This is a genomic window from Mesorhizobium sp. M0601 (assembly GCF_040320845.1).
Taxonomy (GTDB): domain Bacteria; phylum Pseudomonadota; class Alphaproteobacteria; order Rhizobiales; family Rhizobiaceae; genus Mesorhizobium.
Map to the genome: position 1 here is coordinate 1 of NZ_JAMYQK010000034.1, position 20707 is coordinate 20707.

22 protein-coding genes and 1 pseudogene are annotated in these 20707 nt (G+C 63.2%); 9 read left to right on the forward strand and 14 right to left on the reverse strand.

From position 1 onward, the window contains the following. The 3 genes and pseudogenes from NKI41_RS24710 to NKI41_RS24720 all read right to left on the reverse strand — a co-directional run. Nucleotides 1-188 (reverse strand): annotated as a pseudogene (locus NKI41_RS24710) (transposase); the annotation flags it as partial. Nucleotides 189-261: 73 nt separating this feature from the next. After that, a complete protein-coding gene (locus NKI41_RS24715; RefSeq protein WP_352474379.1) occupies nt 262-534 on the reverse strand; it encodes a colicin immunity domain-containing protein in 273 nt (90 codons plus the stop codon). Continuing rightward, nucleotides 531-746, reverse strand: coding sequence for a colicin D domain-containing protein (locus tag NKI41_RS24720; RefSeq protein ID WP_352542983.1), 216 nt, complete (start codon nt 744-746; stop codon nt 531-533). Before NKI41_RS24720 ends, NKI41_RS24715 begins: the two co-directional genes overlap by 4 nt. Before the next feature lie 593 nt (nt 747-1339). Here NKI41_RS24720 and mutL point away from each other — a divergent pair. Beyond that, entirely contained in the window at nt 1340-3190 is a 1851-nt protein-coding gene (gene mutL / locus NKI41_RS24725) for a DNA mismatch repair endonuclease MutL (protein ID WP_352685487.1), read from the forward strand. 61 nt (nt 3191-3251) lie between these two features. Here the strand turns inward: mutL and NKI41_RS24730 are convergent, their stop codons facing one another. Continuing rightward, entirely contained in the window at nt 3252-3596 is a 345-nt protein-coding gene (locus NKI41_RS24730) for a DUF2185 domain-containing protein (RefSeq protein ID WP_352541554.1), read from the reverse strand. A 76-nt stretch (nt 3597-3672) separates the two neighbouring features. Next, the gene (locus NKI41_RS24735) at nt 3673-4566 is read right to left on the reverse strand and encodes a DMT family transporter (RefSeq protein WP_352685488.1); all 894 of its coding nucleotides are present in this window, start codon (nt 4564-4566) and stop codon (nt 3673-3675) included. A gap of 90 nt (nt 4567-4656) precedes the next feature. On the opposite strand from NKI41_RS24735, the gene NKI41_RS24740 reads away from it, so the two are divergent. Next, a complete protein-coding gene (locus tag NKI41_RS24740) occupies nt 4657-5583 on the forward strand; it encodes a LysR family transcriptional regulator (RefSeq protein ID WP_352685489.1) in 927 nt (308 codons plus the stop codon). A gap of 284 nt (nt 5584-5867) precedes the next feature. After that, nucleotides 5868-6101 (forward strand): DUF2093 domain-containing protein, encoded by a 234-nt coding sequence (locus NKI41_RS24745; RefSeq protein WP_031211156.1) that lies wholly within the window; start codon nt 5868-5870, stop codon nt 6099-6101. 248 nt (nt 6102-6349) lie between these two features. Here NKI41_RS24745 and lpxK read toward each other — a convergent pair whose 3' ends face one another. The 7 genes from lpxK to NKI41_RS24780 all read right to left on the reverse strand — a co-directional run bounded on the left by lpxK (nt 6350) and on the right by NKI41_RS24780 (nt 12877). Next, nucleotides 6350-7378 (reverse strand): tetraacyldisaccharide 4'-kinase, encoded by a 1029-nt coding sequence (gene lpxK / locus NKI41_RS24750; protein WP_352685490.1) that lies wholly within the window; start codon nt 7376-7378, stop codon nt 6350-6352. Nucleotide 7379: 1 nt separating this feature from the next. Then, nucleotides 7380-8696 carry a lipid IV(A) 3-deoxy-D-manno-octulosonic acid transferase gene (gene waaA, locus NKI41_RS24755; protein WP_352474386.1) on the reverse strand — a complete coding sequence of 439 codons (1317 nt, stop codon included), beginning with the start codon at nt 8694-8696 and terminating at the stop codon, nt 7380-7382. After that, nucleotides 8693-9472: a lysophospholipid acyltransferase family protein gene (locus NKI41_RS24760; RefSeq protein ID WP_023717166.1), complete on the reverse strand. Its 780-nt coding sequence runs from the start codon at nt 9470-9472 to the stop codon at nt 8693-8695. The genes waaA and NKI41_RS24760 overlap by 4 nt, the downstream gene beginning before the upstream one ends. 5 nt (nt 9473-9477) lie before the next feature. Continuing rightward, nucleotides 9478-9723: a DUF4170 domain-containing protein gene (locus NKI41_RS24765; RefSeq protein WP_023674378.1), complete on the reverse strand. Its 246-nt coding sequence runs from the start codon at nt 9721-9723 to the stop codon at nt 9478-9480. 74 nt (nt 9724-9797) lie between these two features. Further along, nucleotides 9798-10604 carry a 3'(2'),5'-bisphosphate nucleotidase CysQ gene (locus NKI41_RS24770; RefSeq protein WP_352685491.1) on the reverse strand — a complete coding sequence of 269 codons (807 nt, stop codon included), beginning with the start codon at nt 10602-10604 and terminating at the stop codon, nt 9798-9800. Next, the gene (locus NKI41_RS24775; RefSeq protein ID WP_352685492.1) at nt 10591-11934 is read right to left on the reverse strand and encodes a TldD/PmbA family protein; all 1344 of its coding nucleotides are present in this window, start codon (nt 11932-11934) and stop codon (nt 10591-10593) included. The genes NKI41_RS24770 and NKI41_RS24775 overlap by 14 nt, the downstream gene beginning before the upstream one ends. Before the next feature lie 253 nt (nt 11935-12187). Then, nucleotides 12188-12877 carry a DUF8692 domain-containing protein gene (locus NKI41_RS24780; RefSeq protein ID WP_352685493.1) on the reverse strand — a complete coding sequence of 230 codons (690 nt, stop codon included), beginning with the start codon at nt 12875-12877 and terminating at the stop codon, nt 12188-12190. 89 nt (nt 12878-12966) lie between these two features. Here NKI41_RS24780 and NKI41_RS24785 point away from each other — a divergent pair, with 89 nt between their 5' ends. Next, nucleotides 12967-13098 (forward strand): hypothetical protein, encoded by a 132-nt coding sequence (locus NKI41_RS24785; RefSeq protein WP_352685494.1) that lies wholly within the window; start codon nt 12967-12969, stop codon nt 13096-13098. A 126-nt stretch (nt 13099-13224) separates the two neighbouring features. Here the strand turns inward: NKI41_RS24785 and epmA are convergent, their stop codons facing one another. Then, the gene (gene epmA / locus NKI41_RS24790; RefSeq protein WP_352685495.1) at nt 13225-14271 is read right to left on the reverse strand and encodes an EF-P lysine aminoacylase EpmA; all 1047 of its coding nucleotides are present in this window, start codon (nt 14269-14271) and stop codon (nt 13225-13227) included. 114 nt (nt 14272-14385) lie between these two features. Here epmA and efp point away from each other — a divergent pair, with 114 nt between their 5' ends. After that, on the forward strand, nt 14386-14952 hold the full coding sequence (gene efp / locus NKI41_RS24795; protein ID WP_023674374.1) for an elongation factor P: 567 nt from the start codon (nt 14386-14388) through the stop codon (nt 14950-14952). Between the two features lie 131 nt (nt 14953-15083). On the opposite strand, the gene NKI41_RS24800 is transcribed toward efp, so the two are convergent. Then, nucleotides 15084-16091: an AraC family transcriptional regulator gene (locus NKI41_RS24800; RefSeq protein ID WP_352685496.1), complete on the reverse strand. Its 1008-nt coding sequence runs from the start codon at nt 16089-16091 to the stop codon at nt 15084-15086. Nucleotides 16092-16317: 226 nt separating this feature from the next. Between NKI41_RS24800 and NKI41_RS24805 the strand changes: the two genes are divergently transcribed. The 4 genes from NKI41_RS24805 to NKI41_RS24820 all read left to right on the forward strand — a co-directional run bounded on the left by NKI41_RS24805 (nt 16318) and on the right by NKI41_RS24820 (nt 20676). Further along, nucleotides 16318-17700: an FAD-binding oxidoreductase gene (locus tag NKI41_RS24805; RefSeq protein WP_352685497.1), complete on the forward strand. Its 1383-nt coding sequence runs from the start codon at nt 16318-16320 to the stop codon at nt 17698-17700. Between the two features lie 666 nt (nt 17701-18366). After that, nucleotides 18367-18519 carry a hypothetical protein gene (locus tag NKI41_RS24810; protein WP_352474399.1) on the forward strand — a complete coding sequence of 51 codons (153 nt, stop codon included), beginning with the start codon at nt 18367-18369 and terminating at the stop codon, nt 18517-18519. 142 nt (nt 18520-18661) lie between these two features. Beyond that, nucleotides 18662-19642 (forward strand): hypothetical protein, encoded by a 981-nt coding sequence (locus tag NKI41_RS24815; RefSeq protein WP_352685498.1) that lies wholly within the window; start codon nt 18662-18664, stop codon nt 19640-19642. Beyond that, entirely contained in the window at nt 19642-20676 is a 1035-nt protein-coding gene (locus tag NKI41_RS24820) for a hypothetical protein (RefSeq protein WP_352685499.1), read from the forward strand. Before NKI41_RS24815 ends, NKI41_RS24820 begins: the two co-directional genes overlap by 1 nt. The last annotated feature ends 31 nt before the right edge of the window (nt 20677-20707 follow it).

A 20707-nucleotide genomic window follows, 5' to 3' on the forward strand; every position in this document is an offset into this window, starting at 1 on the left:
ATCCACTGCGCCAGGTCGCGTTTGACCTCGGCAAGGTCGCGCCGGTCGTAGAACCATCTGAGCTCCATCAGGCAATCGTCGTCGATCTTGCGCGGCACGTAGTCGAGCGCGTTTCTGAGGAAGTGCACGTAGCAGCGCTGCCAGACCGCCTCGGGCAGCACTTCGCGGATTGCCGCCGGCGAGCCCGCTTGAGCTCTGTCACGAACTCGCGCCGCTGTAGAGCGGGATTGAGATAATTGCTTTCGGTTATCCCGGTAAGCCTCATGGGAGCCGGTCTAGGGCCTCCGCAACTTTTACTCTCAGTTGTGCTTCGTCAACATAGAATCTAGGATTCTCTCTAATCAAGCTGATATCGGAAGTGTATGAGTCAATGTCAGCAAAGATCTCATCTATCACCTTAAACTCCTGCTCTGGGATGGCTCGCGTCTCATCCTTAAATTTCTTTAAGTAAATTTCTACCAACTTAGGAGCATCTATTTCCCTTGCGAGAAAGGTTTCAACCAACGCACGATATTCGCCAGATACGCTGCTCATAGTCCGCCTCCCAGTTTTCCGGTCGTCAAGACATATTCTAACTGCTTGGGACTGAGCTTCCATCCAGACAGGAGATTTCCTGAACTATCGCGAATGACATTCAAGCCGGTTTGCGGGTCGACGAAGTGCGTTACTGATTGCCCTTGATAAGCTCCTTGGATGGCAACGCTTTCAACTCGCCCTCTGCTCAGTCTAATTTCTCGATTGGTCATGGCACTCCCCTTCCACGGGAATAGGTAGTCGAAACGTCACCAGCGTGCCATGGCAGCTCGCCCCTCAGAGCAAGCCCCGTTCTCTCTCCAAAACTTTTTGCAGAACCTTCAGCACACTATCGCGACAGTGCCCCCGAGATCCGCATCGAGGGTGTCCGCGATCAAGCCTGCGGCGGCACCTGCGCCGCAGTGGTAGAAACACGAAACTATATGGTCAGGTTTCGAATATACAGGAGGTAAAATAGAAAAACTGTTAGCAATATCGAAATAACCGTCCAAATAGTAAACCAAATTATTCTCGCAATACGACTCTTTCGACGCTGTATCCATCGAGCGAACTTTACCATCAAGTAATCTAGGATGACGTCCAAATGTCGCCTCCAACGGCCATTCGCTTCGGATTTTGGCCTTCGCCCGACTAATTCTAATAAGTCAGTTGGGGCCAAGCCCATTCACTCAACAATATTCCTATCTCTATATCGTGGCGGGACAGCACCCCCTCTGGCGGAGCAACGGAGCAGTCTCACTGCCTTGCAACGGTCAACGCTATTCTCCCCCTCCCGCATCGACCACGAATCCGCCTATAGTGCCCCATGCCGATCCGCCAGCTTTCCGAAACGATGATCAACCAGATCGCCGCCGGCGAAGTCATCGAACGTCCGGCAAGCGTGGTCAAGGAACTGGTCGAGAACGCGCTGGATGCAGGCGCTACCAGAGTCGAGATCGTCACCGCCGGCGGCGGGCTGAACCTGATCCGCGTCAGTGACGACGGCTCGGGCATTCCGGAAAAGGAACTGGCGCTGGCGATTGCGCGCCATTGCACCTCCAAGCTCGCCGACAACATTCACGACATCCGCTCGCTCGGCTTTCGCGGCGAGGCCTTGCCCTCGATCGGCTCGGTGGCACGGCTGTCGATCCGCTCGCGCACCGCGTCCAGTGAAAACGCCGCCGAGATCGGCATCGAGGGCGGCCGCGTCTCCGCGGTCAGGCCGGCGGCGGCCAATCGCGGAACCACGGTCGAGGTGCGCGACCTGTTCTTCGCCACGCCCGCAAGGCTCAAATTCATGAAGGGCGAGCGCGCCGAAAGCACGGCCATCGGCGACGTGGTCAAGCGCATCGCCATCGCCTTTCCCGCCGTGCGCTTCACCCTGGCCGGCCCGGACCGCTCGACGCTGGAACTGCCGGCGACCGACGACAGCCCGGAAGGCCGGCTGCGCCGGGTGGCGCAGGTGATGGGCGCCGACTTTCCGGACAATGCGATCGCCATCGACGCGATGCGGGACGGCGTGCATCTCGCCGGCCATGTCTCGGTCCCCTCCTTCACCCGCGCCAACGCGCTGCAGCAATACGCTTATGTCAACGGCCGCCCGGTGCGTGACAAACTGATCGCCGGCGCCATTCGCGGCGCCTTCGCCGACGTGCTGCCGCGCGACCGCCATGCCGTCACCGTGCTGTTCCTGGCGCTCGATCCGGCGATCGTCGACGTCAACGTCCATCCGGCCAAGGCAGACGTGCGCTTCCGCGACCCGGGGCTGGTGCGCGGGCTGATCGTCGGCGCCATTCGCGAAGCGCTGGCCAATGCCGGCATCCGCCCCGCCACCACAGGGGCCGCCGGCATGATGGCGGCGTTCCGGCCAGGCGCCGCATCCTATGCGCATGGTGGCCCGGCCAACGGTCACCGCAGCTACGAGGCCGCCTATCGGGCATCGGGCTTTGCCGGGTTCGATCCTGCCCGTTCGCCGCAGCGGCCGCTCAATATGGGCGACGGGTTCGGCGAGGACGAGCAGGCGGCCTTCGACGCCGGGCCGCTGCACAGCGCCGATGCGCGCGCCGGGCAAAACGAAGCGGCGGAAACGCTGCTCGGCACGGCGCTGGGCGCGGCGCGCGCGCAAGTGCACGAGAATTATATCGTCGCCCAGACCAGGGATTCGCTGGTCATCGTCGACCAGCACGCGGCACATGAGCGGCTGGTCTACGAGGCCTTGAAGAACGCCCTCCACTCACGCTCGGTGCCGTCGCAGATGCTGCTGTTGCCCGAGATTGTCGATCTGTCGGAAGAGGATGCCGAGCGGCTTGCCAGGCATTCCGAGACGCTGGCCCGCTTCGGCCTCGGCATCGAGCGCTTCGGCCCCGGTGCCGTCGCGGTGCGCGAGACGCCGTCGATGCTCGGCGAGACCAACGTCCAGCAGCTGGTGCGCGATCTCGCCGACGAGATCGCCGACAACGACACGGTCGACACGCTGAAGGAGCGGCTGGACAGAATAGCCGCGACCATGGCCTGCCACGGCTCGGTACGTTCCGGCCGCCTGCTCAAACCGGAAGAGATGAACGCGCTGCTGCGGCAGATGGAGGCGACGCCGGGCTCCGGCACCTGCAACCATGGCCGCCCGACCTACATCGAGCTCAAGCTGGCGGATATCGAGAGGCTGTTTGGGAGGCGGTGAGAAGGTCGCTCGCGCTGGCGCTGTCTATAACTCGCTAGCAAGGCTGGTTCCACAGGCGGCTTTAATCATCATCTGGGGGTTCGAACTTCTGACGGACAAACTTCCCCTCGATTCTCAAAAACGCACTTCCACAAGGCGCCTCTAAACAAGAGGTAATGAGCGGGTCGTAATTCGCAATTGTATTGACATCGTACAACCCGGAATTGTTGGGGTCGTTGATGTATTCGTCAGATTCATCGCCTGCAAAAAAGCACCATCCGCTATCAACCGGATGATCTGGCGTTTCGCGGTAAAGATAGCCTACTTGCGCGCCATCCACGGTGATGCGGTCGGTCGCAATACAGCTGCCGTAACCAACTGCTATTGGGCGAAACGTCGAACCATCCCTGAAAAACGTCTTAGGCATTCAAAGCTCACTGGTGGCAACCGTACTTCTAGTTAAATCAGCCGCGTACGCCACCAGCAGTCAAGCACTAAAGCTCTCATCTCTTCAAATTCACCACAATGACGCCGCCCAGCGCCAGCGCCCCGCCGATTATGCCGAGCAGCGTCGGCACCTCGCCCAGCCAGAAGAAGCCGATCAGCGTCGCCATCGGCGACACCAGATAGAGGAAGGTCGAGGCACGCGCCGCGGGCAGTCGGGAAAGTGCTGTCGCCCACGCGGCATAGGCGATCAGGCTGGGCACGATGCCGAGAAAGATGACGGCGCCGAGCCCGGCGGTGTCGGCGACCGCCGCCTGTGCCAGACCGCTCGACAGGAACGGCGACAGGCAGAGCGCGCCAAGCACCATATTCGAGGCCGAGATCGTCAGCGGGTGGTGGCTACCAAACAGCGGCTTCTGGACGATGGTGTTGACCGCCGAGCACAGCGCCGAGCCGAGGACAAGCAGCGCACCGCTGTTGAAATGCAGCCCTTGCCCCTCGCCCATGGCGATGATCCCGATACCGGCGAAGGACAGGAATGTGCCGGCCCAGGCCAGGCCCGAGAAGCGTTCGCCGAGCAGCGCCATGGCCATGATGGCGGTGAAGATCGGGCTGACATTGATGATGAAGCCGGCCGCACCGGCCGAAACGGTCAGCTCGCCGAAATTGAGCATCACCGTGTAGAGCGCGACGAAGACGGCACCACCGAAGACAAAGCGCCAGAGTTCATCGAGCCTGGGCAGCGCCGGCCGCTTGACCGCGAGGAAGATCGCCGCCGGAACCGCGGCGATGGCAAAGCGCAGCGCGCCAAGTTCCAGCGGCCCGAAAGCGGCAAGGCCGGCGCGGATCGCCGGAAAGGCGGAGGCCCAGCCGACCACCGTCAGCGCCACCGCGATGGCAGCCGTGGCATCCATGCGCTGTGTCGTATTCAACGTGCCGGTGTAAGCGCTCATCTGGGTGTCCTCGCGATCCAATGCCATGAAGTAGAGAAACGCTATTGCGGGTCGGTTGACAAACGAACAAATCGAGGATCACCTGTGACTATGGATCACAGCTTAGACCCGATGCTGCCGCTCGAAACGCTGCGCGCCTTCGACGCCGCGGCTCGGACCGGCAGCTTTTCGGCGGCGGCCGAGAAGCTCAACATCACTCACGGCGCCGTCAGCCGGCAGATCGCCAAGCTCGAGGGTTGGCTCGGGCTGAAAGTCTTCGATCGCGGCGCCCGCGGCGTCTCGCTGACGGTCGAGGGCAATCGCCTGCATCTGCGCACCACCGAAGCCTTTGCCCTGATCGCCAGCAATTCGGATCGCTGGGTCGAGCCGCGCGGCACGGCGGTGGTGCGGCTGACCTCGATCCCCTCGGTCAGCGGGCTGTGGCTGATGCCGCGCATGGCGGCGCTGGAGAACCACCCGTCCAAGCTGCGTATCGTGCTCGACGTCGACATCCGCCAAGGCGATCTTGCCGACGAGGGCATCGACCTGTCGATCCGCTGCGGGCGCGGTCGCATTCCGGGCCGGATCTCGGTGCAGCTTTTCGAAGAATATGTGTTCCCGGTCGCCTCGCCGGGACTGGCCAGGGAGATCGGTCGCGGAGATCCCGCCCGACTGCTCGAATTTCCGGTGATCAATGATTCCGACGCTTCAGCCTGGCGCGCCTGGTTTGCGGCGCAGGAGATGGACTATCGGCCGCGGCCGCACGACCGCCGTTTCGAGGACTACAACCTCGTGCTCGACGCCGCCGCGCACGGGCTCGGTATTGCGCTGGCACGTCCGCCGTTGACGGTGGACCAATTGAAATCGGGCCGCATCGTCGCCGTAGACGAGCGCAGTGCGCTAAGCCCGATATCTTACTGGCTCGACCGGCCGCTGGGGCGCCCGCGCGCCGCCGCCGCCGAACTCGCCCGGCGCATCGCGGTCCAGGCCGGGCTGCCAGCGGAGAAGATCGAAGAGTTCCTTGAGGTAGAGAGCTAGGAGCGACGGACAAGCGCTGATCTCCCCCCTTGTGGGCCCTTGTGGGGGAGATGCCCGGCAGGGCAGAGAGGGGCGCGAAGGATCGCTAGCTCGCTAACTTTGAGACCAGCCGAGAACAAGCTGAGGACGCAATCGCAATCGATTGAGAGGTCCGCGGGACAGCGCCCCCCTCTGTCCTGCCGAACATCTCCCCCACAAGGGGGGAGATCGGCCGTCATCAACGTCAAGCTTGACCTCGCCGCAATTTGTGGCGATGACATCGTCATGAATTTCGGCACCACCCCATGATGAACCGTTTCGAAGGACCCGGCGGCAAGGAAGCCCGCATCCGCTATCTCGACGGCGACTTCCAGGTGACCAGCCCCGGCGCCTTCGTACGCTGCGCGGTGACCGGCGAGAGCATCCCGCTCGACGAGCTTAAATACTGGAGTGTCGCCAGGCAGGAACCCTATGTGAACGCCGCTGCCTCGCTGCGCCGCGAGATCGAAGCGCATCCGGAACTGCGCCGCCGACGCTAGTCCAGCGCAAATGGAAGCAGCCCCGTTGCGATCCTGCGCCCTCTGCCGCGGCGTCAGGCCGGCAACACCGAAACCTTAGAGGCCATGAAATAAAAAACCCGCCTACGTTCGAGGGCGGGTCACCGGCGAATCATCACCATAGTTAAATTACTAGCATAGCTGCCGGCACAAAGCAAGAACAAAATACGTTCGACCGGCGGAAAGCTGCAAATTCCAGTCCCGCATTGCCTCGGTGCTCAAGCTTCTGGTCAGCCTTTAAGCCGGCGCTGCCGCCAGGCATCCAGCGTCTCGTCGATGATCCGTTGCGGCACATGGTCGAGCTCGAAGACGGTGTCGATCTCAAGCACATCGAGCCCGTCGAGGAATTCCGGCGGTGCCGCGCCGTGACGCAGGCGGGCAGCGTCCTTGGCGGTGGTAATGAGGCCAAGCCCGGCTTTACGCGCCGTCGCCGCCAATTCGGCAAGTTCGTCCTCCCCATAGAAATGATGGTCAGGAAACGATTTGGTCAGCGCAAGCTCGCCGCCGGCCTCGCGGACAGTGTCGAAAAACCTGTCGGGATGGCCAATGCCGGCGAACGCCAGGAAACGCCTGCCGGCCAGCGTCACCTTGCTGCTCGGGGCAGTGTGCGCCTCGAAGATCGGCCTGCCGGCGCGCGCTGCCTGGCGCACGACTGTGTCGGCCGCGGTGCCCTCGCCCATCTTCAGCAAGGCGCTGGTGAAGACCAATTGGTCGACGATCTTTGCCCGCAGCGGCCCGCCGGGGATGACGCGGCCATTGCCGATGCCATGTCGCGCGTCGACGACGACGAGCGCATAGTCGATGTGGATGCGCGCGCTCTGAAAACCGTCATCCATGATCAGGAAATCGCAGCCGAGCTTCTCCAGCAGAAGCCTGGCGCCGGCGGCCCGGTTCGGCGTCACCGCGACCGGGGCGTGTTCGGCCAGAAGCAGCGGCTCGTCGCCGACATGCTTGGCGGCATCGTGGTGCGGATCGACGATATGCGGCTGCGCGAAGGAGCCGCCATGGCCACGCGACAGGAAACCCGGATTAAGCTGCATGCGCCTGGCCTGCTCGGCCAGCGCGATCGCCACCGGCGTCTTGCCGGTGCCGCCGACGGTGAAGTTGCCGACGCAGAGCACCGGCGCCTCGACCTTTTCACGCGGCGCGTGCCGCATGCGGCGACCGGCGACAAGCGCATAGACGGCGGAGAGCGGCGACAGCGCCGTGACCCGCCAGTCCGGCTCTTCCCACCAGAAGGGCGGCGCTTCCGAGGTCACGTCAGCGCCCGTTCGCGCCCTTCAGGCGCGACTTGACGACCAGCGGCTGGATATAGGGCTCGAGCGACCTGAGCGTATGCGCCAGCGCACCGCGCATCTCGTCGACCGTCGCCGCACCCGCCGCCATCATCTCATGGCGGGCCGCCTCGTTGGTCAAAAGGAAATTAACGGCGCCGGCCAGCATATCGCGGTCGCGCACCAGCTTGGCGCCGCCGCTATCGAGCAGGCGCTGATAGGCCTCGCGAAAATTCTGGACGTTGCGGCCGGCAAGCACCGCTGTCTCCAGCATGGCTGGTTCCAGCGGGTTCTGGCCGCCCTCGGAAGTCAGCGAACGGCCGACAAAGGCAATTTCCGTCAGCCTCAGATAAAGCCCCATCTCGCCGATCGTGTCGCCGAGCAGAATATCGGTGTCGGCGGTGATCCTGTCGCCCTTGCTGCGCTGCGCCAGCTTCAGGCCCATGCCGGAAATCTGGGCGGCCAGCTGCCCGGCGCGATCGGGATGGCGCGGCACGATGATCGTTAAAAGCCCGTGGTGGCGCTTGTGCAGCATGGCGTGAACTTCGGCGGCGACCGCCTCTTCGCCGTCATGGGTCGAGATCGCCGCCCAGGTCGGGCGGCCGCCGATCTGGCGTTTCAGCGCCGCCAGTGCCCGCTCGTCGGCCGGCGGCGGCGCGGTGTCGACCTTGAGATTGCCGGATACAGTGACCGGCCGGGCGCCGAGCGAAAGGAAGCGCTCGCCATCGAGATCCGATTGGGCAACGACATGGGCGAGATTTTCGAACAATGCTTCGGCAATGTTGGCGCGCTTCTTCCAGGACTTGAAAGAGCGGTCGGACAGCCTGCCGTTGACCAGAACCTGCGGCACGCGGCGGGCGCCGAGTTCCAGGATGGTCATCGGCCAGATCTCCGATTCGGCGATGATCGCCAGGTCCGGCTGCCAATGATCGAGGAAGCGACTGACCGCCGGCTTGAGGTCGAGCGGCACATATTGGTGGATGATGCGGTCGCCCAGCCGTTCTTCGGCGACCTGCGCCGAGGTGACCGTGCCCGTGGTCAGCACGATGTTGACGCCGTAATCGAGAATGCTCTCGACCAGCGGCACGACGGCGATGGTCTCGCCGACGCTGGCTGCATGGATCCAGATCACCGGGCCTTCGGGGCGCTCGCGTCCGGCGACGCCGTAGCGTTCGCGCCGGCGAATGCGATCCTCCTTGCCTCTGGAAGTGCGCCAGGCGACATAAGGCCCGGCCAACGGGTAGGCGGCCGCCCCCGCGAAACGGTATGCGGTCAGGAAGGCGCGCGCCCAGCGCACACTCATTTCGAACCGTCCACAAGGCGATAGGCCTCGGCGGTCGCGGCATTAAGCGAGGCCGTGACCTCCTGGCGCTTGCGTTCCATTTCGGCGGCGTCGGCGTTGGCCGGCACGAAGACAGGCGTGCCGACGACGATCGAGGAGCGGCCGAAGGGCAGGTTGATCGTCGTCTTGTCCCAGCTGCCCTCGATCACCTTGCGGCGGCTGGTGGCTATCGCGGCAGGCAGGATCGGCCGGCCGGACAGCCGCGCCAGAAGGACGACGCCGAGCCCCGCATCGCGCGGCGTGCCGTGGGGAATATCAGCAATCATGGCGACATTCTTGCCGGTGGCGAGCGACTTTTTGAGGGCGATCAGCGCCTTGGCCCCGCCCTTGTCGAGATGCCTTGCGCTTTCGCGCCCGCCAGAGCCGCGCACCGCCTCGATGCCGAATTTCTCGACCATCAGCGCGTTGAGCTCGGCATCGGCGCTGCGCGATACCATGGCAACCAGCGGCCGTCCCTTGGGATAGTAGGCCGGGGTCAGCAGGTGCTGGCCGTGCCAGAGCGCGATGATGCCAGGCTCGAGCTGCGCATAGGCGCCGCCGGAAAACTTGGCCGATCCGTCGACCATGCGGTTGGTCAAGCGGACAAGGCGGACGAAATACGCAAACAGCGCGGCAAGCGCATTCTTGACGAATCGCGACTGCGCCAGCGGTTCGCGGATCTTGCGCCAGAACGTCTTCGGCTTGCGACGTCTGACCGCCGACCGCGGGGCTGATCGCTTGACCGCTTCATGGTTCATCGATCTCAACCGACAGCCTTGTTTTCGGGGTCGAGGAGGCGGTGCAGGTGAACGACGAAATAGCGCATATGGGCATTGTCGACGCTAGCTTGCGCCTTGGCCTTCCAGACGGCGTGCGCCGATTGGTAATCCGGATAAATGCCGACAATATCGAGCGCGTCGAGATCGCGGAATTCGGTGCCGCCCAGCTTCTTGAGTTCGCCGCCGAACACCAGGTGCAAAAGCTGCTTCTTTCCGTCTTCAGCGGCCATGTCGATCCTTCACATATCGTGAGTTTGGGACAGGTCTAGACCAAAGCCGCCGACTTTGGAACTATTGATAGTGGTCAATTGTCCAGCCCGGCGATGACGCCGGCGAGCACGGCGAGGAGTTCGCCGCTGCCGGCGGCGAGCGGTCCGTGACGGATCACTTCGCCGGCATAGAGCGGCGCGCGGCCATGCCGATCGAGCAAGGCGCCGCCTGCCTCGCGCAGGATGAGATCGGCCGCGGCGATGTCCCAGTCATGTGCGTTGGCCTTGACGAAGGTGGCATCGAGCTGGCCGCCGGCGATCATCGCCAGCCGGTAGGCGAGCGAAGGAATATAGGGCACGCGCTTCAGCCGTTTGTGCCATTTCGCCGGCATCAGGTCGATCATCGCCTTCGGTCCGGCGATTTCGGCCGTTTCCGCCGGCGGACGCACGCTGATGCGCCTGCCGTTCAGGAACGCGCCCTCGCCCGGCAGCGCCCAATAGATTTCGCCCTTCGCCGGGCAGTCGAGTACGCCGGCAAGCGTTCGGCCGTTCTCGACCACAGCGACGCTGACGCACCATGTGGGCAGGCCCTCGAGGAAGCCGCGCGTGCCGTCGATCGGATCGACGACGAAGGTGCGGCGCGCGACAAGCCTTACCGGGTCGTCGACGGTTTCCTCCGACAGCCAGCCATAATCCGGCCGGGCCGCCAGCAAGGTCTCGCGCAGATATTTGTCGGCGGCGTGATCGGCTTCGCTGACCGGCGAGGTGCCGCCCTTCATCCACACTTGCGGATTGTTGTTGAAGTATTGCATGGCGATGAGCCCCGCCTCGCGGGCGGCATCGCGCAACAGCTGCAGGTCTTCAGTAGCGCCGGCTGAGACGGCCGGGTCAAGCTCCGGCAAGGGTCATTCCTTCGATCAAAAGCGTGGGCGCGGCGGTGCCGAAATTGCGGTCGAGATCGCTCGCCGGAACCATGTTGAGGAACATCGTCTTCAGATTGGAGGCGATGGTCACCTCGGCGACGGGATAGGCCAGCTCGCCATTTTCGATCCAGAAGCCGGAAGCGCCGCGGCTATATTCGCCGGTCACCATGTCGACGCCCTGGCCGAACACTTCGGTGACGTAGAAGCCGGTCTTGAGCGACTTGATCAGCTCTTCCGGCGTATTTTCCCCGGGCTCGATGGCGAGATTGGTCGACGACGGCGAGACCGACGAGCCGCTGCGCGAGCCGCGCCCATTGGTGACGAGGCCAAGTTCCCGAGCCGCCGAAGTCGACAGGAACCAGTGGTTGAGCACGCCCTTGTCGACCATGAACAGTTTTTCGCCCTCGACGCCTTCGCCGTCGAACGGGCGCGAGGCCTGTCCACGGCGCCGGAGCGGCTCGTCGGTGACGGTGATTGCGGCCGAAGCCACCTTCTTGCCCATCATGTCGCGGAGAAAGCTGGTCTTGCGCGCCACCGCGGCGCCATTGATGGCACCGGCAAGGTGGCCGGCAATGCCGCGCGCCACACGCGGATCGAACACCACGTCGACAGGCCCGGTCGCCGCCTTGCGCGCGCCAATGCGGCGTACAGCGCGCTCACCGGCCTTGCGGCCGATGTCTTCCGGCGCGTCGAGATCGGAAAAATGCTGGCGCGAGGAGAATTCGTAGTCGCGCTCCATGCCGGTGCCCTCGCCGGCGATCACGCTGGTCGAGCGCGAAAAACGCGAGGCGACGTAGTGGCCGACGAAGCCGTGCGAGGTGGCGAGCACCAGGCCGCCAAGCCCGGCACTGGCGCCACTGCCGGCCGAATTGGTGACGCCCTTGACGGCAAGCGCCGCCGCTTCGGCGGCAAGCGCTGCTTCCTTCAACTGGTCCGCCGACACCTCGGTGGCGTCGAACAGATCGAGGTCGCGCGGTTTCTTGACCAGCAAGGCCGAGTCGGCGAGGCCCTGATAGGGATCCTCGGGGGACACCTTGGCCATGGCGACCGCGCGCTCGGCCAGCATATTGGGGTCGGATGCCGCTGTTGCCGAAACGCTGGCTACCCGCTTGCCGACGAAGACGCGCAGCGAGACGTCCTCGCTCTCGGACGCCTCTGTGCCTTCGACCTTGCCAAGCCGCACCGACACGCCGGTCGAGCGGCCGCGTACCGCAACGGCATCGGCGGCATCGGCGCCGGCCCGTTTGGCAGCCTCGACCAGGGCCGCGACGCGATCGGTCAGTTTCGCTGCGTCGAGCGTATCGGTCATGCGCATGATCCTGTTATTTCCGGCCGGCTGAAGGGCAGCCGCTGCTGCACCATCTATTGTCCCGATGCCGCTTCTGCAATGGGAGAAGCGGACAATCAGGAGGCATCTAGCCCCAGGTCAGCGCGACCGATCCAGAGATGGTGCGTCCTTCCAGACGCACAAAGGACGGCTTAGATCCGAGGTGGCCGTGACCGAAAGCCGCGACGGCGGCACCGCTGCCGGCGACGAGTCGAAGATGCGGCGTGTGCGACCGTCAGCCTGTAGAGTTGGGATCGGCTGGATCCACCCACGGGCGGCCCAACCGTGTCACCATCGCCGCGTACCCGACGGCACCTGCCGCCCAAAGGAAGATGCCAAGCTCTTTGACAGCGTCTTCGGCGATGTCGACCGCCGAACCCGGGCTAGGAAACAGCTCTCCCAGCTGGTCGATCGCTGCTGACATCGCGAGTAGGAAGCCTGCGGCCACAAATACGATCGAGCCGTCGAATGTCTTCCGTCGCAGCCGAAAGAACCAGAACAACCCGGCGACGGCGTAGGCAATCATCGTAACAATCTCTGGTATCGCGACAAACGGCAGCACGTCCTCATGGATCAACAACAGGTCATCGAGGCCCATGACCAAGGTAAGGCCGCCGAGAAACGTGCAATCCCATCGGTGCGTGAGCAGACCAGCAAACAGGGTCGCCGCGCCGGTGCCGATCCACAGTGAAGCACCTAGGGACGAAATCCACCCCGTATAGAAGCCGACATCGGCGGCTGCAGATGGATCTCGATAGAAGATTGTAGCGTCCAGACCAAGAGTTTGCGCGACGAACAGCGCGGCCAAGAGCATCACAACATTAATCGCCACGGCCGCAAGTATGACCAAGCGCCAGGACATTGTCCATTCGCTGCTATGTTTTGCGTTCAGCGCGTTTTTGTCTGGCATTGTGCCGAAGGCCATTCTGAGTACGACGGCCGATAGCTCCGCGGCGCCGAGAACCCCGCCAGCACTATGCCGGCCCACCATGATCGTGGCAACACACGGAACGGTTGCAGCGTCTCGCACATGACGAGGTCGTCGCGGTGCAGTTCCTGGCCAGCGCCAACCAACGCACCATGCCGCTCGAAATGTTCATCGGCTTGCGCGAAAAGCTCTCCCCGGCAATAGCGCCGCCACGCTGATGATGGGGCTGTCGATAATCCTCCTGGTCGTCGCCAATCTTCTGGCTCGACGGAGCCGGCGGCGGCCTGGACCGACCATCTGATCCTGGCTTTCAAGCCGGGCGAGATCGGCTTGTCCAACCTTCCTCAGGGACCAGCCACCGGCGTCCAGATCACGTCGTCGATCCTGAGCGCGCCGGTGGCGAGCATCACCAGCCGGTCGAAGCCGAGCGCCGCGCCGCTCGCCTGCGGCATGATGGCGAGCGCGGCGAGGAAATCCTCGTCGATCGGGTAGCGTTCGCCATAGACGCGCTGCTTCTCATCCATTTCGGCGGCAAAGCGCCGGCGCTGCTCGGCCGGATCGGTCAATTCGCCAAAGGCGTTGGCGAGCTCGACGCCGCAGCAATAGAGCTCGAAGCGCTCGGCGGTGCGTGGATCGTCGGCGCTCGGCCTGGCCAGTGCCGCCTCCGAGATCGGATATCCGAAAAGAATGGTAGCGCGCCCCTGCCCCAGCGCTGGCTCGATTTTTTCGACCATCACCCGGCTGAACAGGTCGGCCCAATTGTCGTCGGGCGCGGTCCGCAATCCGGCCTGGACCAGGGCGGCATGCAACCGCGCGCGGTCGGTGCTGCCATCGGCTGCAACCGTCGCCAGCAGATCGATGCCGGCATGGCGCATGAAAGCTTCGGCGACGCTCAACCGTTCCGGCCCGGCGAACGGATCGGCCTCACGGCCGCGGAAGCTAAAACGCTTCGCTCCGGCCCGTTCGGCCGCCAGCGCTACGAGCTCGGCGCAATCGCGCATCAGGCTCTCATAGGTCTCGCCGACGCGGTACCATTCGAGCATGGTGAACTCAGGATGGTGCAAGGGGCCGCGCTCGCGGTTGCGCCAGACAGCCCCGAGGCTGAAGATGCGCTCCTCGCCGGCGGCAAGCAGCTTCTTGCAGGCGAATTCCGGCGACGTGTGGAGGTAGAGCGGCTGGCGCTGCCCGTCCGGCCCGATCGCCTCGGTGGCAAAGGCCGACAGGTGCGCTTCATTGCCGGGCGAGACCTGCAGGGCCGATGTCTCCACCTCGACGAAGTCGCGGCGGGCGAACCAGTCGCGCATCCCGGCGGCAATGGCATTGCGCAGGATCAGCCGCGGCCGGCGGTCGGCGTGGACATGCGGCGTCCACCACGGCGAGGCGGCGGTCATCGGCTTCAGGGGAATTGCACAGAGGGCTGGCGATTGCGGCCAAGATGCGCTAGGCCGCACGCAACGGCCTCTCCAGCCGATTTGCGCCAACAAATTTTATCAGGATGGAAACCCGTGAAGGTCATCGCCAGCTCCTTACGCAAAGGCAACGTCGTCGAAAAGGACGGCAAGCTTTATGTGATCCTCTTTGCCGAAAACATTCATCCTGGCAAGGGTACGCCGGTCACCCAGCTCGACATGCGGCGTATCTCCGACGGGGTAAAGGTTTCCGAGCGTTACCGCACCACCGAGCAGGTCGAGCGCGCCTATGTCGAGGAGCGCGAGCACACGTTCCTCTACCGTGACGGCGAAGGCTTTCACTTCATGAATCCGGAGACTTACGACCAGGTCGCGGTGCCGGAAAGCGTGGTCGGCGACATGGCGCCCTATCTGGTGGAAGGCATGCCGGTGCAGATCTCGCAATACAACAACATCGCCATCTCGCTGGTACTGCCGCAGCGCGCCACTTTCGAGGTGGTCGAGACCGAGCCGGTGACCAAGGGCCAGACGGCGTCCTCGTCCTACAAGCCGGCAACGCTGTCCAACGGCGTGCGTACCCTGGTGCCGCCACACATCAGCGCCGGCACCCGCGTGGTGGTGATGACCGCCGATGGCGCCTATGTCGAGCGCGCGAAAGATTAAGGCGCGAAGTCTGACACGCCTCGCCGAAGGCGTCGCGGCGGCCGGTCATCGTCTACCGCTTTGTGCCAGGGGTTTTCGAGCATTGGGACGCTGAACGCGGACCGAAGCGTCAACGCCCTGCCAGTTCTTTCCTATTGCACGACGCCAGCGGGCAATCTCTGAGCCTCGAGCAACGCCGACCGTCCCTTTCGCCAGGTGCCAGGTGGAATGCCGACGAACTTTTTGAAGGCGCGATTGAAGGCGGCTTCCGACTCGTAGCCGACCTCGGCACCCGCTTGCGCGATGCTCATTTCAGGGCGTTCGAGCAAGCGTCCTGCCAGTTGTAGACGCCAGCGAGCAAGATAGTGCATGGGCGAGACCTCGACATAGTGGGTAAAGCGGCTCGCAAACGCCGTGCGCGAGAGCCCTACTTCGCGGGCGAGCCGGTCCAATGTCCATTCCTCCCTGGGGCGAGCGTGGATGAGCCGGAGCGCCTCGCCGACATGTGGATCCCGTAGGCCTGACAGCCAGCCGCGCGAATCGTCGGGCAGGGTCTCGAGATGGCGGCGGATGATCTCGACAAACATCAGCTCGCTCAGCTTGGCGAGTATCGTCTCACAGCCCGCCCGCCCACTGCCACCTTCTGCCAGCGCCAGCCGAAAAAGGTCGATAACCCAGCTGCTTCCATCGGCGGGCTTGCGGGCGCACAGGATGGCCGGCAATGCGGCCAGGAGAGGATTGAAGGGACGTGCATCGCAGCCAAGATACCCGCAAATGAACCGGGTCCGCTCGTCTCCGCCGCCACCATGGATCACCGCGAACGGCAGGCTCTCGTCAATCGGCCGATAATACATCGCCATATTGGGCTCGCCCCGTGCCCCGGGCGAGGAGCTCAAGACGTTCGGAACACCACCGGGGAAGACAACGACATCACCGGCGTTCACGAGCACCGGGGGCACCGAATCGTCTCCCAGCGCGGCCCAGCACGAGCCCGACATCACGGCATGAAAAGAAATGATGTGCTCTGCCTCCGGCATGATGGCGGCGGCAATGTCGGCCGTGCCCGGCGACTCGCCGACCCAGGGAGAGCTGGCGTCAACGTCGAAATAGATCGCACCGGTGAGGCGAACGGCTCGGAGCACATCGGAAAGGACATCCATGCACTACACCTCCGGAAACGATCGGCTACTCCCTTTGACAACGAGTTTTTCCGCCAGGCATCTCGAACTATCCGGCAATATGGCCGCCCGAGCAACTATCCATCCGGTCTAATCCTACTCTGAACGATCGGGCAACAGAAATGGACGATGTGACATTTGCGGGAACAGCGGACGGGATTAGCGTTTCATCGGCCGGCCGACAGGTCCAATAACAGGGAGGAATGTCATGAACGATGAAGACATCACCAAATTCGCAGCAAGCCTGCGAGGCGAAGTCATCCGCGCCGGCGACGCCCGCTATGACGAGGCCCGCAAGCTCTACAACGGCATGATCGACAAGCGGCCGCTGATCATCGCCCGCTGTGTCGACGTCGCCGACGTAATCACAGCGGTGAATTTCGGCCGCGACAACAATTTGCTGGTTGCGGTACGTGGCGGCGGCCATAATGGACCAGGATTGGGGAGCTGCGACGACGGTCTGGTGATCGACCTGTCGGCGATGAACGGCGTGCGCGTCGATCCGGATGCCCGCACGGCGCGGGTAGGCCCGGGCTGCACTCAGGGCGACCTCGACCATGCCACCCATGCCTTTGGCCTGGCCGTACCGGCGGGCATCATCTCGACCACCGGGGTCGCCGGACTGACGCTGAGCGGCGGCCATGGCTATCTGACGCGCAAATATGGCCTGACCATCGATAACCTGGTCGAGGCCGATGTCGTGCTTGCCGACGGAAGCTTCGTCACCGCCAGCAAGGAGCGGAACCCCAACCTGTTCTGGGCGCTTCGCGGCGGCGGCGGCAATTTCGGCATCGTCACCAGCTTTGTGTTCAGGCTCCACCGGGTCAGCATGGTCTTTGCGGGGCCGATCGCATGGGATCAGCGCCACGCCCGCACCATCATGCAGCATTATCGCGAGTTCCTGCCGAACGCGCCCGAAGAACTCGGGATCTTTCTCGGGCTCAAGACCGTCCTCTCGAGCGCACCCTTCCCGGAAGAGTTTTGGGGAAAGCGGATGTGTCTGCTGATGTGCTGCTACAACGGCCCGGAGGAAAAGGGCAGAGAGGCGCTGGCCCCGCTGCTCGATGCGCTGCCCGCGCCCTGGTTCAACTGGATGGGAACGATGCCCTATCCCGCGGTGCAGAGCATGTTCGATGGGCTCTACCCGAAGGGAATGCAGTGGTACTGGCGGGGCGATTTCGTCAAGACGCTGTCCGACGAGGCGATCGACGCCCATCTCGAGCAGGCGGCGAAGACGCCGGGCGAGCTATCGCTCATGCATCTCTACCCGATCGATGGTGCGGTCCATCGCGTCGGCAAAGACGAGACACCCTGGAATTACCGTGATGCGACCTGGTCGATGGTCATCGCCGGGATCGATCCGGACCCACAGAAAGCGGGGCCGGTGACGCGCTGGACCAAGGCCTACTGGGAGGCCGTGCATCCGTTCGATCTGGGTGGCGCCTACCTGAACTTCATGATGGACGACGAGGGCGATGCAAGGCTCAAGGCGGCTTATGGCGACAACTATGAGCGCCTGGCTACGCTGAAGAAGAAATACGACCCGAACAACCTCTTCCGGGTCAACCAAAACATTCGACCGGCTGCTTGACGGCGGCTCTTGTCAGGCCGGCAAGCGTACCGGCCGGCCCAGCTAAGGCTCGGCCGGTACGATAGCTTGCCGGTCAGGACGCTCTGATCCAGACCAGCATCTCGCCGGAATCGTGGTGTCCCGGGCGAAATACGGCATGGTGACTTTTGCTGCCTCGACCGCCGGTGATTTTTCAAACGCCTCTTTCCTGTCAACAGCCGACAGCGTGACGACGCCGCCGGGCACGTTCGAGAGCTGACTACATTTGAAACCAGGCCAGACGACCGCCGAATGGCGTCCAATGAGCCATGCCGGGCTGCTTTTCAGGCTACCCCGCGTTTCTGATCGTGGTGGGCCGCGTACTGTCCATGCACAAGTCCGGACCTGTTTGGCGACACCCCATCATTGACTGGATCGTTCGCACATGATCGACAAAATGACCCGGAAATGACCGAGATACAAAGCTTTCCTTCAGTTGTGCATCAATAAGCCGCGACAATTTTTTAGCAATCTTTAGGCAAATTCTCAGGTTTATCGACAAACAGCAGACAATTCGGCAGCAGACAATTCGGCACAACGGTCTTTACTGGATTTATGTGGATGGCAATGCATCCCTACTTGACACCGGGACAAGCTGAAGAGCTATGCTGAACATCGGTCGCAAGTTTGCGCGGAGGGAATCTGTTCATGGATTTCATCGAGAGTTGGTTTGGTATTTCCCCTGACGGCGGCGACGGATCGACCGAAGCTCTCTACATACTTGCCGTTGTCGCAATATTGGCGCTCGCATTCCACAAGCACATCGTGCAGTTCGCGCGCGGTTTCTTCGCGCGGAAATAGCCCGCGTACCGTTCGAGCCCAGCTTTATTCGTCTGACCAGAGTACAAACGGCACCAGTCGTCTGACACTCCAATACACTGTTGCCGCGCGAATCCCGTTGTTATCAGAGCGTTGCCCTGCGTTAGCTTCAGAGGGGAAGTCGATGCGAGGAATAGCGGCAATCCTGCGAGCACTGTTCTCCGCCTGGATTCCGGCACTGATCGAGATGGCTCGCCGTTTCTGTCGCCGGTGGCGGCTAGGGGGTGACCGCCGGGTCGACCAGAAAGGATCCCGGGCGCATTGCGTACCGATCGATCACCCTGCTTTCTGCCGGCCTGACCCGCTGATCTACGATCAGTATTATCTGATCGGTCTTGGTCTCGCGGTCACCTGGGATAATCCCGATATCGAGCTACGCCAGGGTGGTGTGCCCGTTCCCGCCGGCAGGTTGCAGGCGGATACCGACTACGAGGTGCGGGTTCGCGTCTGGAACGCCTCCCCGGATGCCGTCGTCGTCAAGATGCCGGTCCATCTGTCCTATCTGTCGTTTGGCATCGGAACCGTGTCGAATCCGATCGCCACCAGGCCGGTCTCGGTCGGGGTGATCGGATCCGCCAGCCAGCCTGGGTTCGTCTCCTTCGACTGGCATACGCCGCGGCAAGCAGGTCACTATTGCCTGCAAGCTTTGCTCGACCCGGCCGATGACGCCAATTTCGCCAACAATCTCGGGCAAGAAAATACCGATGTCGGACTTGCCCAGTCGCCAGCAACATTTCAATTCGAGTTGCGCAACGCTACCCGTCGGCCGCATCGGTACCGGTTCACCGTCGATGCCTACACCATTCCGCCGCTCGGCCCCTGTCGCGACGACCGGCAGCCAACGGAAGGGACCGCCAAGGCGGAGCAAAAGCGCCGGCTGGCGGCACACTTGCCGTCGGCTCATCCCCTGCCGCCGGGCTGGAAGGTCGAGATTTCGCCTGACCTGCCGTCGCTGGCGCCGGGCGAACAGGTGACGATCACGGCGGTCGCTACGCCGCCGGACGGCTGGACCGGCCGGCAAGCCCTCAATCTGAATGCGTTTGACGAGGGTGACCGCGCCAGCGGCGGCGTCACCTTGACCGTCCTCAGCAGCTTGGAGCCGTGATGGCCACCGACGACAAATCCTGGACCAAGTGCACGACCGCCGACGAGGTGATTTCGGTCAACCAGTACATCAGCGCGGCGATTACCAGCGGCATATTCGCAGCCGTGATGGTCGTGGTGGTGGTCGCAATGGGCGAACCGTGGTGCATACCGATCGCGCTGGTGGTGACTGAGATTGTGTGGATTCTCGCTTATTGCGACTGGTGGCTCAACAAACGGCTGGTTTGCCTGGGCGAGCCGGTGAGTATCGTCGGCATGGTCATCAGCATCGAGCCGCCGTCGGAAAAGACCTGGCCAGGAAGCCTGGACTCCGACTACAGCCTCAATTTGCTGCTGCCGAACAACCCGGTGGGCGTCTCCCAGGCCGTTGCCGCCGCCAGTGCCCCGTTCGGCTATCTGATGGCCGAAAACGCAATCACCTCCTCGCACGGCTTTCTGTTCACGGGGAACCCGGCGGAGGACAAGGTGACCGGAGTAAAGTCAGAGGCGCTGCATGTGGAGTTCGAAGGGGCATCGATCCATGACCTGCAGACCGTCAACATCCTCGCCCTGATCGCCGCCCTGGCAGCGCTGGCGCTATGCATGTCGGGCGTCGGCGCGGTCGTCGCCTACGTATTGGCGCTTCTCGCCTTGCTCGCTTCGCTGCTCGGCGCGGCCTTCAGCAGTTCGGACACCGCCAGTCCGAGCGATGCCGGCTTGCCGAGCATCGAGACCAACAAGGGCGACGGAACCGGAGCGACAATCCTGGGGGTGACCGGCCGGTGGGTCTATGATGCCGGACACATCCACGACAGCTTTCATGAAGGCCACAACGAACTGCATCCGGTCCAACAGGCCCAGATTCTGGGACGGCCATGGGACGGCGACTGGCCCGACGATATCGACGAAATCGTTCGAGGCTACCAGGACGGCTACGCGCAGTCCCAGGATCCGCTCACCAAGGCGCAACAGGCCCGGCCCGGCTCCCGGTGGTCGGTCCATCCCTATGTTGACGGCTGCAACGACACCGTCCGGCCAGATCAGGCTCCGCACTAAGCCAGTCAAGCTGTTGTACACGACAGTTCGA